General features: G+C 72.1%; 17 protein-coding genes and 1 pseudogene. All 18 read right to left on the reverse strand.

Features of this window, described 5'->3' with window-relative positions:
- Nucleotides 1-534 (reverse strand): annotated as a pseudogene (locus tag D7W79_RS11015) (putative ABC exporter domain-containing protein); the annotation flags it as partial.
- Nucleotides 531-1304 (reverse strand): ABC transporter ATP-binding protein, encoded by a 774-nt coding sequence (locus D7W79_RS11020; RefSeq protein WP_120525319.1) that lies wholly within the window; start codon nt 1302-1304, stop codon nt 531-533. The gene D7W79_RS11020 and the pseudogene D7W79_RS11015, both read right to left, overlap by 4 nt.
- A 29-nt stretch (nt 1305-1333) precedes the next feature.
- Complete coding sequence (locus tag D7W79_RS11025) at nt 1334-1717, reverse strand: response regulator (protein WP_120525320.1); 384 nt, start codon at nt 1715-1717, stop codon at nt 1334-1336.
- A 69-nt stretch (nt 1718-1786) separates the two neighbouring features.
- Complete coding sequence (gene cheB, locus D7W79_RS11030; RefSeq protein WP_120525321.1) at nt 1787-2830, reverse strand: chemotaxis-specific protein-glutamate methyltransferase CheB; 1044 nt, start codon at nt 2828-2830, stop codon at nt 1787-1789.
- Complete coding sequence (locus D7W79_RS11035; RefSeq protein WP_171435277.1) at nt 2830-3702, reverse strand: CheR family methyltransferase; 873 nt, start codon at nt 3700-3702, stop codon at nt 2830-2832. The genes cheB and D7W79_RS11035 overlap by 1 nt, the downstream gene beginning before the upstream one ends.
- Nucleotides 3703-3715: 13 nt before the next feature.
- Nucleotides 3716-5707, reverse strand: a complete 1992-nt coding sequence (locus D7W79_RS11040; protein ID WP_120525322.1) for a HEAT repeat domain-containing protein — start codon at nt 5705-5707, stop codon at nt 3716-3718.
- Nucleotides 5708-5870: 163 nt separating this feature from the next.
- Nucleotides 5871-6260 (reverse strand): hypothetical protein, encoded by a 390-nt coding sequence (locus D7W79_RS11045; RefSeq protein ID WP_120525323.1) that lies wholly within the window; start codon nt 6258-6260, stop codon nt 5871-5873.
- Between the two features lie 46 nt (nt 6261-6306).
- Nucleotides 6307-6834, reverse strand: coding sequence for a chemotaxis protein CheW (locus D7W79_RS11050; RefSeq protein WP_120525324.1), 528 nt, complete (start codon nt 6832-6834; stop codon nt 6307-6309).
- Nucleotides 6831-7394, reverse strand: a complete 564-nt coding sequence (locus tag D7W79_RS11055; protein WP_120525325.1) for a chemotaxis protein CheW — start codon at nt 7392-7394, stop codon at nt 6831-6833. Before D7W79_RS11055 ends, D7W79_RS11050 begins: the two co-directional genes overlap by 4 nt.
- 34 nt (nt 7395-7428) lie before the next feature.
- Nucleotides 7429-9672 carry a chemotaxis protein CheA gene (locus tag D7W79_RS11060; RefSeq protein WP_120525326.1) on the reverse strand — a complete coding sequence of 748 codons (2244 nt, stop codon included), beginning with the start codon at nt 9670-9672 and terminating at the stop codon, nt 7429-7431.
- Nucleotides 9669-10043, reverse strand: a complete 375-nt coding sequence (locus D7W79_RS11065; RefSeq protein WP_120525327.1) for a response regulator — start codon at nt 10041-10043, stop codon at nt 9669-9671. Before D7W79_RS11065 ends, D7W79_RS11060 begins: the two co-directional genes overlap by 4 nt.
- A 54-nt stretch (nt 10044-10097) precedes the next feature.
- Nucleotides 10098-10589, reverse strand: coding sequence for a M17 family peptidase N-terminal domain-containing protein (locus D7W79_RS11070; RefSeq protein WP_120525328.1), 492 nt, complete (start codon nt 10587-10589; stop codon nt 10098-10100).
- Entirely contained in the window at nt 10586-11011 is a 426-nt protein-coding gene (gene nusB / locus D7W79_RS11075) for a transcription antitermination factor NusB (RefSeq protein WP_120525329.1), read from the reverse strand. Before nusB ends, D7W79_RS11070 begins: the two co-directional genes overlap by 4 nt.
- Before the next feature lie 5 nt (nt 11012-11016).
- Nucleotides 11017-11517, reverse strand: coding sequence for a 6,7-dimethyl-8-ribityllumazine synthase (gene ribH / locus D7W79_RS11080; RefSeq protein ID WP_120525330.1), 501 nt, complete (start codon nt 11515-11517; stop codon nt 11017-11019).
- A gap of 27 nt (nt 11518-11544) precedes the next feature.
- Nucleotides 11545-12210, reverse strand: a complete 666-nt coding sequence (locus D7W79_RS11085) for a riboflavin synthase (protein ID WP_120525331.1) — start codon at nt 12208-12210, stop codon at nt 11545-11547.
- Nucleotides 12211-12252: 42 nt separating this feature from the next.
- Nucleotides 12253-13416 carry a bifunctional diaminohydroxyphosphoribosylaminopyrimidine deaminase/5-amino-6-(5-phosphoribosylamino)uracil reductase RibD gene (gene ribD / locus D7W79_RS11090; protein WP_120525332.1) on the reverse strand — a complete coding sequence of 388 codons (1164 nt, stop codon included), beginning with the start codon at nt 13414-13416 and terminating at the stop codon, nt 12253-12255.
- Between the two features lie 10 nt (nt 13417-13426).
- Nucleotides 13427-13930: a transcriptional regulator NrdR gene (gene nrdR / locus D7W79_RS11095; protein ID WP_120525333.1), complete on the reverse strand. Its 504-nt coding sequence runs from the start codon at nt 13928-13930 to the stop codon at nt 13427-13429.
- Between the two features lie 7 nt (nt 13931-13937).
- A complete protein-coding gene (glyA, locus tag D7W79_RS11100) occupies nt 13938-15194 on the reverse strand; it encodes a serine hydroxymethyltransferase (protein WP_120525334.1) in 1257 nt (418 codons plus the stop codon).
- Between the last annotated feature and the right edge of the window lie 47 nt (nt 15195-15241).

Here is a 15241-nt window from a genome sequence, read left to right on the forward strand (position 1 = left end):
GCCCCAGCGTCCTCGCGACACGAGCCACGCGCGCACGAAGGAGGCCGCGGTGCCGTGCAGATAGAGCGTCCCCATGGCCAGCGCCGCGCCCAGGAAGAAGAGCTCCGGCCGGGGGCTGGTGAAGCGCCCCACGAAGAGGGTCGCCGCCAGCGCCGCGAGCATCGCGCTCAGGAGGCCGCGCAGCAGCTTGTAGTGCAGCAGCGCCTGGCGCGTGACGGGCGCGGAGAAGAAGGTCTGCACCTCCGTCTGCGTGAAGGTCAGCGCCGGCCGGTCCGTGCCCAGCACCCACGCCGTCACCAGCGTGGCCAGCACCGACACCTCCAGCGAGAACTCCGCGAACAGCCTCGCGTTGGGAGACACCGCGCGGCCCGTGCCCTGGACGAAGACACTGCGGCCCACCAGCGAGTACAGGTACGCGAGCCCCACCGCCGCGCCCAGGAGGTAGCGCGGGCGCTTCAGCCGCTGCACCTGGCGCACCACCCGGTTGCGCCACGTCCTCACCCAGAGGAACGCCACCGCGCTCGGGAAGCTCACGCCGGTTCGTTCCCCCGCGCTGCTGCCTCCTCCGACGCCGCGCTGGTGATGCGCACGAACAGCTCCTCCAGCGACGCGCTGTCCCCTGCCCCGCCCGCCATCTGCTCGCTGATCTCCGGCAGTGAGCCCAGCGCCACCGCGCGCCCTCCGGCGATGACGAGCAGCCGGTGGCACAGCTCCTCCACCAGCGGGAGCAGGTGCGACGACAGCACCAGCGCCGTGCCCTCTTCCGAGCGGCGGCGCAGCGAGGCCTTCATCCGGCGGATGCCCAGCGGATCCAACCCCGTCAGCGGTTCGTCCAGGAGGATGAGCCGGGGCTGGTGCAGGAAGCCGCACGCGATGGACAGCTTCTGCTTCATGCCTCGCGACAGCTCGCCCGGCAGTGACTTCTCGCGGCCGGTGAGCTCCATCTCCTCCAGCAGCGCGCGGCCCCGCTCCTCCCAGTCCTCCACGCCGTAGAGGCGCGCGGTGAAGTTCAGGTGCTCCCAGACGGTGAGGTACTCGAAGAAGCGCGGCTCGTCCGGCAGGAACGCCAGCTGGCGCTTCGCCTCCACCGGCGCCACCGCCAGATCATGCCCCGCCACCCGCACGCGCCCCACGGACGGCGGGAGGATGCCGGCCAGGCACCGCAGCGTGGACGTCTTGCCCGCACCGTTGGGCCCCACCAGGCCCAGCACCTCGCCAGGAGCCACCTGGAAGGTCAGCCCGCGCACCGCCCGCACCGCGCCGTACGTCTTCTCCAACTCCTCGACGTCCAACGCCGGTTCCATGCGTGCCCTTGGGCCTCCTTTGTCGAAGCTCAGCCGAGCTTCAGGAGTTCCTTCACGGTGTCCAGCACCACGCGCGCCTGCACGGGCTTCACGAGGTAGGCCGTGGCCCCCAGCGCCATGGCGCGCTCGCGGTCCGCGGTCGCGCCCTCGGTCGTCACGACGACGATGGGCACGGCCCGGTGGTCTTCCGTCTGGCGGATGTGGTGGATGAGCTTCAGCCCGTCCATCAACGGCATGTTGATGTCCGTCATCACCAGGTCGAAGCGCCCCTGCGTGGCGAGCTTCTTCAGCCCCTCCACGCCGTCCTGCGCCTCGATGCAGACCACATCCGTCAGGCGCTGGAGCGCGTACATGATGCTGCGGCGCATGGCCTGCGAGTCATCCACCACCAGCGCGCGGATCTGCTGCGACATGGTCCTCAGCCTAGCACCGGCGCGCCGCGCGTCCCGGGTTTGTGCGGCGGCTGTCATGCACCCGGCGATTCACTGCCCGGGGGACTGCTTGCGTCGGCGCACCAGCGCGGCCAGCTCCGAACCGATGTCGTCCAGCGGCAGCACCCGGGTCACCGCCCCGGTGGCGATGGCCTCCTTGGGCATGCCGTACACCACGGCCGTGTTCTCGGACTCCGCCCACGTCTCGCCGCCCTCGCGGCGGACCGCACGCACGCCCTGCGCCCCGTCCGCGCCCATGCCCGTCAGCACCACCGCCACCGCGCGAGGGCCCAGCACCTCCGCCGCGCTCTCGAAGAGCCGGTCCACGGAAGGTGCGTATTTGTCCGAGGGTACGGGCGACGGCGTGCGCAGCTCCAGGCGTCCGGTCCGGTCCGACAGCAGCAGGTGCCGCCCGCCCGGCGCGATGTAGACGTGGCCCGGCGTCACCACGTCGCCCTCGCACGCCTCCGTCACGGTGAAGGGGCCGATGCGGTCCAGGCGCTCCGCGAAGGCGCGGGTGAACTGCGACGGCATGTGCTGGCCCACCAACACGCTCACGGTCGGCTCGGAGGCCAGCCCCTCCAGCAGCCGCTGCACCGCGGGAGGCCCGCCCGTGGACGCGCCCACGGCGATGACCTGCGGCACCTCCCCCGAAAGCACGGAGCTGCGCAGCGCGGCCCCGTGGCGTCCGCCCGACTTCACGTGGCGGGCCGCGTGCACCTTGTCGAGCAGCTCGCGCCGCAGCCTCTCCAGCGCCGCGGGCGTGCTGTTGGGCGGCTTGGCGATGAAGTCGAACGCGCCCAGCTCCAGCGCCTTGAACACGTCCGACTGGTGCGCGTAGCTGGAGATGACGATGACGGGCGTGGGCGACGCGCGCATGAGCAGCCGCAGGAAGGTGTGGCCGCCCAGCCGGGGCATCTCCAGGTCCAGCGTCACCACGTCCGGCTTGAGGTCCAGGACCTTCTTGAGCCCCTCCTCGCCGTCCTGCGCCCAGTCCAGCACCATCACGTCGGAGGCGGACTCCAGCAGCGTGGTGAGCGTGCGGCGGTTGGTGGCCGAGTCGTCGATGACGAGCACCGTGAGCGGGGGTGACATCAGCGGCCCTCCCCGCCCGGAAGCTCGGGCCGGCGGTACACGAGGTCGCCCTTCAGGTGCACCAGCTCGAAGTCCGCGCCCAGGCTGAGCAGGTTCTCCGCGTGGCCCAGCAGCAGGTAGCCGCCGGGACAGAGCCGGTCGCGGATGACGCCCAGCACGCGGCGGCGCGCGGCCAGGTCGAAGTAGATCATCACGTTGCGGCAGAAGACGACGTCCGTGCGCGGCACCAGCTGGCTGCCCGCCACGTCCGCCAGGTTGTGGTGGCCGAAGCTCACCCACGCCTTCACGTCGTCGCGCACGCGCACGCGGTTGACGCCCACGGGGATGAAGTAGCGCTCCAGCAGGTCGGGCGGCGTCGCGCGCAGCGCGCTGGGGCCGTACTCCGCGCGGCGGGCCACGGCCAGCACGCGGCGCGACAGGTCCGTGCCGATGACCTCCACGTCCCAGTCGTTGAAGCGGCCGCTGTCCTTCAGCAGCATGGCCAGTGTGTACGCCTCCTCGCCGGAGGAACACCCCGCAGACCACAGCCGCAGCCGCCGCGTGTGCGCGTTGCGCTTCTCCAGGATGGGGAGCAGCTCCTCGCAGAAGGCCTTGAGCTGCGCGGGTTCGCGGAAGAAGTACGTCTCGTGCGTGGTGAGGGACTCCACCGCCGCTTCCAGCTCCGCGTTGCGGAGGGCGTCGTAACGCAGGTAGCGGTGGTAGGAGCCGAAGTCCTGGATGCCCAGCGCCTCCAGCCGGGGCCACAGGCGGCGCTCCATCACGAACTTCATGTTCTCGTGGATGAGGATTCCGCAGTGCGCGTAGACGTGGTCGCGCAGCAGCCGGAACTCCTCCAGCGTCATCTCCGGGCGGCCCTCGTCGAAGCGTGGCATCCGAGTCCTCCCCTCACCGCCCCGACAGCCGGGCCACCGCGTCCGCCAGCGCCACCCGGGCCAGTCCGTCCCGCTCCACCGACAGCGCCTGCTCCAGCGCGAGGAGACACTCCGGCCGCCCCAGGCCGCCCAGCACGCGCGCCGCCGCCACCCGCACGTCCCAGCGCGGATGGCCCAGGAGCGACACCGCCAGCGCCGCGCCATCCGCCGAGGCCTCCGCCGACGCCAGCGCCGCCAGCGCCGCCTTCACCACCTCCGCGTCGGGGTGGCTGAGCGCGTCCCACAGCACGCCCGCCCCCACTGTCCCCAGCTTCGTCAGGGCCCGCACCGCCAGCATCGCGAGCGCGCCGTCGCCGTGGCGCACCAGCGACTCCAGGTCGGGCGAGCGCTCCTTCGCGCCCGCCGCGCCCACCGCCTCCACCGCGGCCACGCGCACGCCGCGGTCCTCGTCCTTCAGCGCGAGCCCCAGGAACGTCGCGGCCTCCTTGCCGCCCTGCTGCCCCAGGGAGCGCACCGCGGCGATGCGCACCCTGGGGGACTCGTCCGCCAGCGCGCCGCGCGCCAGCTCCAGGCCCGCTTCGCCGTCCGCGTGGCCCGCCGCCTCCACCGCCGCCGCGCGCCAGGAGGCCTCCTCATCGCGAGCCATCCGCCGCAGCACGGGCAGCACCCGCGCGCCGCCCAGCCGGCCCAGCACCGCCACCGCCGCGGGCGTCGAGCGCTGCTCCACCGCCACCTCCAGCGCGGTCAGCGCCTCCAGCGGATGCGTCACGGTCAACTGCTCCAGCGCCCGCGCCGCGATGCCCGACAGCGAAGGGTCCGCGAGCAGCTCCACCAGCGGCGCCACGGCCGCCGGCGAGCGCGTGCGCCCCAGCGCCCGCACCACCACCGCGCGCAGGTCGTCCTCGGCCCACTCCAGCAGCGCGCACAGCTCCGGCACCGACGTCGCGTCCACCAGCAGCACCAGCGCCTCGGCCGCCACCGTGCGCGCGGGCAGTGACAGCATGCCCATGCTCCCGAGCAGGAGGCGCCGTCCGTCCGCGCCCAGCTGGCCCAGCGTGAAGAGCACCTCGCGCAGGAGCCGGTCCTCGCGCGCGACCTCCGCCACCGGCACCGCGAGCGACGCCTCTCCCAACGCCCCGGCGGCCACCAGCGCGCCAGCCCGCACCTGGACGTCCTCGCCGTCCAGCGCCTGCGCCACGCGCTCCGTCACGCCCGGGATGCCGCCCAGCACCGAGCGCGCCACCGCGTCCAGCTCACCGCGCTCGTAGGGGCCCAGCCCGCGGGCCTGCGTCCCCAGCGCGACGAGGGCCGCCTCGCGCACCGAACGCACCGGCGAGGCCAGGGCCCGGCAGATGCGCTCCGTGGCCACGCCCGGGGAGTACAGGCCCAGGAGCCGCAGGGCGCTGCGTTGCAACCCCGGGTCCTCCACCAGCGCCATCACCCGCTCCAGCGGGGGCGCGCGCTTGAGCGACGCGAGGCCCTCCAGCGCGGCCAGCCGCAACAGGGGCGTGGGCGTGTCCAGCAGCCCTTCCAGCGCCCGCGCCGCGGCGTCCCCGCCCATCCGGCCCAGCGCCTCCGCGGCCGCCACCCGCACGTTGAGGTCGTCGTCGGAGAGCGCGCGCAGGAGTGCGTCCTCCACCTCGGGGTGCCCCAGCGCTCCCAGGATGTCCGCCGCCAGCTTGCGCTGATCCGGATCCTCGTGCTCCAGCAGGTGCACCAGCGGCGGCATCGCCACGGGCCCCATGCCCGCCAGCGCCTCGGCCGCCGCGTTGCGTGCGCCCGTCTCTCCGCGCTCCCCCAGGACGGAGATGAGCCGCGCGGTGACGCCCTTCGCGTCCGGCACGCGGCGCAGGCCCTCCGCCGCCGCGTGGCGCACGCGCCAGCTCTCGTCGTGCAGTCCGGTGGTGAAGGTCTCCAGGGCCCCGGGCGCGCGCGGATCCACGGCCTGCAGCGCCCGGTACCGAGCCTCCTCCTGCCCCGCGAGGGACCGCACCGTGTCGCTCATCCGCCGTCCTCCTTCGGGGGTCCGTTCCTCGGGGTGTCCGCATCCTGCTCGAAGCAGCGGAGGGAGTCGCGCCCCGCGAGGCCCCGTCGCGCCCTGGTCCGCACCGCTCCCCACGCCGGGAGGCAACCTGGCGACGGCCTGGAACGTTCACCTTCACACCCTTTCAGGGACTCCAGGGCTCCGCGTCCCAGCCCTCCTGCGAGAAGAACCAGAGCGAGTAGACGCCCAGCGCCGTGCCCAGCGGAAAGGTGGGCAGCGCCACGAGGGCGAGCAGCGTGGCCAGCCCCTTGGAGACACGGCGGCCGCGCACCAGCCCCAGGCCCAGGGCGAGCCCCGCGATGGACGCCGCCAGGAGCACGACGAAGATGGCCGCCATCGCGAGGACCCAAGGGTTCTCCCACGCCGGCAGCCGGGGGGCGGACCTCCCGGCGGCGGCGACGAAGCCCAGGGCGGCCGTGAGGTACGCCATCGCCCCCGTGGCCAGCAGCATCAACGCGTGGACGAACAAGTAGAAGAACCCCAGCGACTTCCGGTGCCCGCTCAGGTCTCGCATGAGGCCGCTTCCTAAAGCGGTGGTCCGCGCGTCGAAAATGACGCGCTCAGCCGCCGGAGGGCGGGCGCGCGTCGCGCTCCAGCTCCGCGCGCAGGAGCGCCTTCAGGTCCAGCAGCAGCCGCAGCCGCTCCGGCGGTCCGCACACGCCCACCACGAACGGCGTGCGGCCCCCGGACATGAGCGCCGGCGCGGGCTTGATGTCGCCGCGGCGCACTCGCAGCACCTCCGCCACGCGGTCCACCCGCGCCACCACGCGGCGCGCGCCCAGCCGGCACACGAGCATCCGCGTGCGCCGCGTCTCCTGCGCGGGCTGCCCCAAAAGGCGCCGCCGCAGGTCCACCACCGGCAGCATCGCGCCGCGCAGGTGCAGCACGCCCTCCACGAAGGCGGGCGCGTGCGGAATGGGAATCACGCGCTGGGGCGGGAGGATCTCCTCCACGCGCATGATGTCCAGCACGTACTCCTCGTTGCCCACGAAGAAGGCGCACAGCTGCACCTCCGCGTCGGCCACCGGCGCGTCGCCGGGCACGTCGCCGCGCGGGCGGCGGGTCAGCAGGTTCACGGGGTCCGTCATGGGGCGAGCGCCTGCTCCGGATCCAACAGGATGTAGAGCTGCGAGCCCTTGCGCCCCAGCCCCGCCACGCAGTCGCGCTCCCCGCGCAGCCCCGCGGGCGACAGCTCCACCATGGACGGCTTGAGCCGCACCACGCCCGCCACCGAGTCCACCCACACGCCCGCGGGCCCGTCGTCCATCTTGAGCACGAGGATGCGCGCGGCCCGGGGCGGCAGGCCCGCGTCCGGCCCCGCCACCAACGGGGGCGCTTCCGCCAGCCGCAGCCGCATCTTCACGTCGTAGACGGGCAGAAGCTCCCCGCGCAGGTTCATCACGCCCAGGAGGTGCGGCTCCGCGCGCGGAATCTCCGTGAGCAGCGGCACCTTGCAGATCTCCCTCACCGCGAGGATGGGAACCGCGTAGCACTCGGATTCCAGGCGGAAGGCGAGGTACTCGACGGGCTCTTCCACCAGAAGCGGCGGCGCCAGGTCGTCACTGCCCGCGGCGAAGTCCAGCAGGCCACCGACGTCCTCGTCCGGGCGGTAGAAGAACGCGTCGAGCAGGGCTTCGAAACGATGCACGGCGGGGAGGATAGCAGCCCCCGGCGCGGGCGCCTCAAGCGCGGCGCCGCTCCTGCGCGATGCCTTCTTCCAGGAGTTCCGCGACATCCAGCACCAGGACGGTGCGCCGGTTGCCCAGGTCGGTGGCGCCGGAGATGCCCTTCACGCGGCTCAGGCGGCCGCCCAGGGGCTTGGTGACGATGTCCTGCTGGCCGAACAGCTCGTCCACCGCGATGCCCAGCCGCTGCTGCGCCAGGCCCACCACGACGACGAAGTGGCGGTTCACCTCGCGCTCCGGCAGGTGGAACAGGCGCCCCAGCCGCAGGAAGGGCAGCGTCTGGCCGCGCAGGTCCAGCACCTCGCGACGCTCCACGGTGCGGATGTCTCGCGGCTGCACGGAGAGGATCTCCAGCACGCTGTTGAGCGGCACGGCGTACGTGCGGCCGCTGACGCCCACCACCAGCGCGCGCACGATGGCCAGCGTCACCGGCAGCGTCAGGTGGAAGGCCGTGCCCTTCCCGCGCTCGCTCCACACGTCGATGATGCCGGAGAGGTTGCCCAGGTTGTTCTTCACCACGTCCAGGCCCACGCCCCGTCCGGAGAGGGAGCTGACGCTGGAGCGCGTGGAGAAGCCCGGCAGGAAGATGAGGTTGAGCAGCTCGCGCCGCGTCATCTCGCTCACCTGCGACGGGGTGACGAGCCCGCGCGCGAGCGCCACCTCGCGCACGCGCACCTCGTCGATGCCGGAGCCGTCGTCGGACACGCTGATGACGACGTGGTTGCCCTTCTGCTCCGCGCGCAGCCGCACCACCGCGCGCCGGGGCTTGCCCGCGCCAAGGCGCGCCTCCGGCCCCTCCGCGCCATGGTCGATGGCGTTGCGGATGAGGTGCATCAGCGGGTCGCTGAGCTCCTCGACGATGAGCTTGTCCAGCTCAACCTCGCCGCCGGAGCTGACGAAGTCGATCTCCTTGCCGGCCTCGCGGGCAATCTTGCGCACCAGCCGCGCCAGCTTGTCGAAGACCTGGCCCACCGGGACCATGCGCGCTTCGAGCAGGCCCTCCTGGAGCGCCTCCAGCTTGCGCTCCAGCTGCCGCGTCTCACGCGACAGTTCCTGGCCGAAGAGCTTGGACAGCGCGACCGTCCCATCCTGCCGGGACGTCTCCGCGAGCCGCTGGAGGTTCGCCTTGATGAGCAGCAGCTCGCCCACCATGTTGATGAGCCCGTCCAGCCGGCCGATGTCCACGCGCACCGTCTGCGTGAGCGAGCGCAGGGACGTCTCTTCCGCCTTGGGACGGCCCGCGGGGATGGGCGCGGACGCGGCGGCCTGGAGCCCCACGACCGTGGGCGGCGGCGACACCGCCCGCATGCGCGGAGGGCTTCCCCCCGGAACCACCGGCACGGTCGCGAGGCTGGTGGAGGTCACGGACGGCTCGGAGTCCTCGTCGGGCTCCACCTCGTCGGTGTCCGCGAGCAGTGCTTCCGCGTCCGCCTCTTCATGGCTGGGAGCCGGAGGCACGTCGAACGCAGGGCCCGTCGACCCTTCCCCCGGCTGGCGCACGGACAGCGGGGCCAGCTCCGCGGGCGTGCCCCGAAGGCCGTCCTCCAGCGCCCGCGCGCCGACCTTCGCGCCGAAGATGAGGTCGAACGCGATGCCGTTGGCGCCGCCCGGCCGCGACGAGGGCAGCGTGCTGATGACCTCGCCCAGGGGCTTGAGGCGCGCGTTCAGGTCCGCGAGGCCCTGGTCGAAGTCCGTGAGGTCGAACGCCGCGCGCACCCGCCACAGGGCCACCCCGCGCCGCACGTTCTCGCGCAGCCGGTGCTCCTCGTACTCGGTGAAGACGGCGCGCACCGTCGCGTCCAGCTCCAGCCGCTCCAGCGGATCCTCTTCCACGGCGGGCGGGGGCGAGCCCAGCCGCGCCATCCGGTCCTCCATGGCCCGGGTGCGCTGGGTGAGCTCCTGTCCCTCCTCGCTCCGGGACGCCTCCCCGAGCAGCGCCTGGAAGGTGTCCAGCGCGTCCACCAGCGTGTCCAGGACCCCGTCGTCCAGTGTCAGCCGGCCCAGCCGCAGCCGGTCCAGCAGGTCCTCCGCCGCGTGCGCCAGGTGGCTGATGCGCTCCTGGCCGAAGAGGCCGGACAGACCCTTGAGCGAGTGCGCCGCGCGGAAGATGCCGTTGATGTGCTCCGGGTCCGCCTCCTGGCCGCGCGCCTCATCCAGCGCCAGCAGGTCGCGGCCCAGTGCATCCAGGATTTCGGTGGCCTCGGCGACGAACTCCGCCAGCGCCTTGCCTCCGGGCGTCACAGCGGCTTCAGGAAGCGCCGCAGGAGCGCCTCCAGGTCCTCCGGCTGGAACGGCTTCACCAGGTAGCCGGCCGCGCCCAGCGCCATGCCCCGCGAGCGGTCCTGCTCACGCCCCTCGGTGGTGACGATGATGAGCGGCACGTCCCGGTAGTTGGGGTTCTTCTTGACGAAGTTGATGAGTTCCAGCCCGTTGATGTCGGGCATGTTGATGTCGGTGATGATGAGGTCGAACCGCTGGCGGGGCAGCAGCTTCAGCGCCTCGAAGCCGCTGGCGGTGGTGACGGCCTCGACGCCGTCCACGGCCTCCACGGTCGCGGCGATGTGCTCGCGCGACACCTTGGAGTCCTCGACGATCAACACCTTGAACTTCATCGCGCGCGCCTCAGGGCCCGGATGCTAGCAGAAGCCCCGCCCGGCCGCCGAGCGTCAGCCCTTCCTGGATGACAGCGACCCGACAAGCCCCTTGTCCGCGAGGAGGGACACCCGTCCCCCCTTGAACGCGGGCAGGAACTGCCGCTGGTACGCCTCCGCGCGGGCCGCGTCGCTCAGGGAGGCCCCCTGGGGGACCTCCAGGGCCACCGCCTCCACCTTCGCGCGGCTCAACACCTTCGCCGCGCCCGCCAGGGCCTCCCCCAGCGAGGCCGCGTCCAGGCGCTTCCGGGACCCCAGCCCCACCACGAAGATGCGCGGCACGGTCAGCTTCCCGTCCGACGGCAAGAGGAGCCAGTCGTCCTTCACGCCGGTGAAGAAGCCGCCCTGGAGTACGCGGGACAGGGCGCCGCACAGCCGCCAGTCCACGTAGCCGGCGGAGGACGGCAGGGGGCGGTCGTCCTCGGCCACGAAGAGGCAGAGGGCGTCCACCCCGTTCAGCGCGTCCAGGCCCTCCAGGCCCACGTCCAGGGTCTGCGTCTGGCTCACGGCTTCCCGAGCGCCACCGCGACGCGGTCCAAGAGGCCGTTGACGAAGGCGCTCGACTCCTCGGTGCCGAAGTTCTTCCCCAGCTCCACCGCCTCGTTGATGGTCACCTTGCGGGGGATGTCCGGGCGGTACTTCAGCTCGAAGATGCCCAGGCGGAGCACGTTCCGGTCGATGCGGGACATGCGGTCCAGGCGCCAGTTGTGGCTGTGGCGTTCGATGAGCGCGTCGATCTCCTCGCGGTTCGCCTCCACGCCCTCCACCAGCTCCTTGGCGAACTTCACCGCGTCCGGCTCCGGCTTGCCGTCCTCCGCGGAGGCGGCCCAGGCGGAGTCCAGGGCCTCCCGCGTGGTGGCGCCCTGGGCCATCTCCAACTGGTAGAGCGCCTGCAGCGCCCGCTCCCGTGCCGTTCTGCGCGCGCCCATCGCGGTTATCCCTTTCGCTCAGCGCCCGGCATGCGAGCGAAGAGGTTGACCATCTCGATGCAGGCCACCGCGGCCTCAGCGCCCTTGTTGCCCGCCTTCACGCCCGCCCGGTCGATGGCCTGCTCCACGGTATCGCACGTCAGGACGCCGAACGTCACCGACGCCGGGTTCGGGCCGGCCGCGGCGCTGAACGCCACCGAACCAATGCCCTTGGCGCACTCGCCGGCCACGTAGTCGAAGTGGGGGGTGCCGCCGCGAATCACCGCGCCCAGGACGATGATGCCCGCGTACTGGCCGCTCTCCGACACGCGGCGGGTGAGGCCCGGCAGCTCATAGGTGCCGGGGCAGCGGTACACGTCGATGGCGTCGTCCTTCACGCCATGGCGCACCAGGGTGTCCACGGCGCCCTTCAAGAGCTCCTCCGTGATGAAGCTGTTGAACCGGGACACGCAGATGGCGAACCGGCCCTGGGGGGGGAGGAAATCCCCTTCGAAATAGCGAGGCATGGCGCGCTCCTTACACCACCTGCGCCCCTACCCGCGAGGGGTGAAACCCGCCGCCCGCACCACCGCCTCCGTCAGGCCCGCTCCCTGGGCGGCGGCCTCCGGGGCGCCCCGGAGGGCATACAGCCGGGCCACGTACTTCCCAATCAGGTCGCCCTCCAGGTTCACCTGGGCCCCGGGGCCCTTGCCGTGGAGCGTGGTGCGCTGCTGCGTCTCCGGAATCAGCTGCACCCGGAAGGTGCTGGCATCCACCGCGTTCACCGTGAGGCTGATGCCGTCGATGGTGACGGAGCCCTTCTCGATGAAGCAGGGCGCCAGCTCCGGGGGCAGCCGGAACACCATCACCCACGACCCGCCCTCCGCGAACGTCTCCAGCACCTCGCTGACGGCGTCCACGTGGCCCGACACCAGGTGCCCGCCCAGCCGGTCTCCCAGGGCGAGCGCCCGCTCCAGGTTCACCTTGTCGCCCGTCCGCCGGGCCCCCAGGGTGGTACGCCGCAGCGTCTCCGGGGCCGCCTGCACGCGGAAGGTGTCCCCGCCCTTCTCCACCACCGTGAGGCACGCGCCGTCCACGGCGATGGATTCGCCCAGGGCGAAGGCTTCCGCGCCCAGCGAGGTGCGAATCCAGAAGTCGGTCATCGCGCCGGAGGTGACGCGGGTGATGGTGCCAGTGTCCTGGATGAGGCCGGTGAACATGACCGGGACTTATAACGAAAGCCCCGGCGGGACGCTGGCCTGTCAGAGCAGGGCGCGCAGGAGGACGTCGTCCCCCACCTTCTCCATCGTCAGGTCCTTCACGGCCAGGGCGTGGGCCATGTCCTTCACGCCCAGCTCGCCCGCCCATGACAGGCCCCCCGCGCCCACCAGCTTGGGGGCGAGGAACAGGGCGAGCGCATCCGCCAGGTGCTCGCGCAGCAGCGTGCCGTACAGGCCCGCGCCGCCCTCCACGAGCACGTGGTTGAGCCCCTCCTTCTTCACACGCTTCAGGACGGCCTTGAGGTCCACGCGGTCCTGCTTCGCGCGCACGTTCCACACCTCCACGCCCTGGGCCAGGAAGCGCCGGGCGCGCCGGCCCTCCGGGTCCTCCAGTGTGGCCACCACGGTGCGCGCGGGGCTGCGCAGGTTGAAGACGGTGTGGCCGGGCGACAGCTTGAGGTGCGAGTCCACCACCACGCGCACGGGGTCCTTGCCCCCGCCGCCGGGCAGCCGCGTCGTGAGCTGCGGGTCGTCCATGCGCACGGTGTTGGCGCCCACGAGGATGGCGTCCACCTGGTCGCGCAGCCGATGCACCCACGCGCGCGACGCCTCACCCGTCACCCACTTCGAGTCGCCGGAAGGAGCCGCGATCTTCCCGTCCAGCGTCACCGCGGCCTTGAGCGTCACCCACGGCAGGCCCGTGCGCATCATCTTGAAGAAGGGCCGGTTGAGCGCGTCCGCCTCGTCCTTGAGGACGTGCGTCACCACCGCCACGCCGCCGCGCTTGAGCCGGTTGAGGCCCTTGCCGCTGACGAGCGGGTTGGGGTCCGACGACGCGCTGAACACGCGCCGCACGCCGGCCTCCAGCACCGCGAGGCTGCACGGCGGGGTGCGCCCGTAGTGGTCGCACGGCTCCAGCGTCGTGTAGAGGTCCGCGCCGCGCGCCTTGGAGCCCGCGGCCTCCAGCGCGACGACTTCCGCGTGCGCCGTGCCCGCCTTCTTGTGGTGGCCGCGCGCGATGATGCGCCCGCCCTTCACCAGCACCGCCCCCACGACGGGGTTGGGGCTGGTGCGGCCCAGCCCCTTGGCGGCCTCCTCCAGCGCGATGCGCATGAAGAACTCGGCCACCGCGTGGTCGAAGTCCGCCGCGCGCTTGGAGCGGGGCGTCTTCACCGCCTGCAACCGTGACCGCGTGAGCAAGCGCATACCGCCCTTCCTAACCGTCCTTGGGCGGAGTCACAGGCGGCTTCGCCTTGCGCTCACGCTCCTGGTCCTCGAGCAGGTCCTTCAGCTCGTGCATGAACTCGGAGATGTCCCGGAAGCTGCGGTACACGGACGCGAAGCGCACGTACGCCACCTCGTCCAGCTGCTGTAACCGCTTCATCACGTGCTCGCCAATGGATGAGGAAGGGACCTCCTTCTCCCCCATCCCCTGGAGCATCCGCTCGATGTCCTCCACCGTCGCCTCCAGCTGCGCGGCGGACACCGGGCGCTTCTCACACGCCTTCTTCAGGCCGTTGAGCATCTTCTCGCGGTCGAAGGCCTCGCGCCGGCCGTCCTTCTTCACGATGAGCGGGTAGAGCTCCTCCACCCGCTCGTACGTGGTGAAGCGGCGCTTGCAGGCCAGGCACTCGCGGCGCCGCCGGATGACGGAGCCCTCGTGCGACTCGCGCGAGTCGATGACCTTGTTCTCCGGGTCCTGGCAGAAGGGGCAGCGCACGGGCGGGCTACTTCAACCGCGAGGCGTACAGCGGGAAGCCCTGCGCCAGCTCCTTGACCTGCCCCTTGACCCGCGCGAGCGCCGCGTCGTCCTGCGCGGCGTCCAGCGCCTGTCCGATGAGCCGGCCCACCACCGCCATCTCCGCCTCGCGCATGCCGCGCGTGGTGATGGCCGGGGTGCCCACCCGGACGCCGGAGGTCGTCGTGGGCTTCTCCGGGTCGAAGGGGATCATGTTCTTGTTGACCGTGATGCCCGCCTTGCCCAGCACGTCCTCGGCCACCTTGCCGGTGAGCTTCTTGGCGCGCAGGTCCACCAGCATCAGGTGGTTGTCCGTGCCGCCCGAGCACAGCCGCAGGCCCGCGGACTTCAGCGCCTCCGCCAGCGCCTGCGCGTTGGCGACGATCTGCTTCTGGTAGGCCTTGAACTCCGGCGTCAGCGCTTCCTTGAAGGCCACCGCCTTGCCCGCGATGGCGTGCATCAGCGGGCCGCCCTGGATGCCCGGGAAGATCTGGCTGTTGATGGTCTTCGCGAAGGCCTCACGCGACAGCACCATGCCGCCACGCGGACCGCGCAACGTCTTGTGCGTGGTGGTGGTGACGATTTCAGCGAAGGGCACCGGCGACGGGTGCACGCCCGCAGCCACCAGGCCCGCGATGTGGGCCATGTCCACCAGCATGGCGGCGCCCACCTTGTCGGCGATCTCCCGGAACTTCGCGAAGTCGAGCGTGCGCGGATACGCGCTCGCGCCCACCACCAGCACCTTGGGCTTGTGCTCCAGGGCCAGCGACTCCACCTGCGCGAAGTCGATGGTCTCCGTGTCGCGCGACAGGCCGTAGTGGACGACCTTGTAGAGCTTGCCGGAGAAGTTGAATGACGCGCCGTGGGTGAGGTGGCCGCCGGAGTTCAGGTCCAGCGACAGCATGGTGTCGCCCGGCTTCATCAGCGCCATGAAGGCGCCCATGTTGGCCTGGCTGCCGGAGTGCGCCTGCACGTTCACCGCGTCCGCGCCGAACAGCTCCTTCGCGCGCGCGATGGCCAGGTTCTCCGCGACGTCCACCACCTCGCAGCCGCCGTAGTAGCGCTTGCCGGGGTAGCCTTCCGCGTACTTGTTGGTGAGGACGGAGCCCACCGCCTCCATCACCGCCGGGCTGACGAAGTTCTCCGAGGCGATGAGCTCCAGCCCCTCTTCCTGACGCTCCGTCTCGTGCCGGAGCACCTGGGCGATTTCAGGATCCACCTGGGACAGCGTGCGGGTGTTCTCCATGGGGGTTGCCTCCTGGCGTACGAACGAAGGGGACTGCGAAGGGACGC

Origin of the sequence: Corallococcus exercitus (assembly GCF_003611585.1) — a bacterium.
Taxonomy (GTDB): domain Bacteria; phylum Myxococcota; class Myxococcia; order Myxococcales; family Myxococcaceae; genus Corallococcus; species Corallococcus exercitus.

Excerpts from the sequence above, each read along its gene's own strand:
- cheB (WP_120525321.1), bottom strand. The coding sequence starts at position 2,830 with ATGTCACCCCCGCTCACGGTGCTCGTCATCGACGACTCGGCCACCAAC.
- nusB (WP_120525329.1), bottom strand. The coding sequence starts at position 11,011 with ATGGGCGCGCGCAGAACGGCACGGGAGCGGGCGCTGCAGGCGCTCTAC.
- glyA (WP_120525334.1), bottom strand. The coding sequence starts at position 15,194 with ATGGAGAACACCCGCACGCTGTCCCAGGTGGATCCTGAAATCGCCCAG.
- ribD (WP_120525332.1), bottom strand. The coding sequence starts at position 13,416 with ATGCGCTTGCTCACGCGGTCACGGTTGCAGGCGGTGAAGACGCCCCGC.
- D7W79_RS11035 (WP_171435277.1), bottom strand. The coding sequence starts at position 3,702 with ATGCCACGCTTCGACGAGGGCCGCCCGGAGATGACGCTGGAGGAGTTC.
- D7W79_RS11025 (WP_120525320.1), bottom strand. The coding sequence starts at position 1,717 with ATGTCGCAGCAGATCCGCGCGCTGGTGGTGGATGACTCGCAGGCCATG.
- ribH (WP_120525330.1), bottom strand. The coding sequence starts at position 11,517 with ATGCCTCGCTATTTCGAAGGGGATTTCCTCCCCCCCCAGGGCCGGTTC.
- D7W79_RS11085 (WP_120525331.1), bottom strand. The coding sequence starts at position 12,210 with ATGTTCACCGGCCTCATCCAGGACACTGGCACCATCACCCGCGTCACC.
- D7W79_RS11045 (WP_120525323.1), bottom strand. The coding sequence starts at position 6,260 with ATGCGAGACCTGAGCGGGCACCGGAAGTCGCTGGGGTTCTTCTACTTG.
- D7W79_RS11050 (WP_120525324.1), bottom strand. The coding sequence starts at position 6,834 with ATGACGGACCCCGTGAACCTGCTGACCCGCCGCCCGCGCGGCGACGTG.
- D7W79_RS11020 (WP_120525319.1), bottom strand. The coding sequence starts at position 1,304 with ATGGAACCGGCGTTGGACGTCGAGGAGTTGGAGAAGACGTACGGCGCG.
- D7W79_RS11065 (WP_120525327.1), bottom strand. The coding sequence starts at position 10,043 with ATGAAGTTCAAGGTGTTGATCGTCGAGGACTCCAAGGTGTCGCGCGAG.
- D7W79_RS11040 (WP_120525322.1), bottom strand. The coding sequence starts at position 5,707 with ATGAGCGACACGGTGCGGTCCCTCGCGGGGCAGGAGGAGGCTCGGTAC.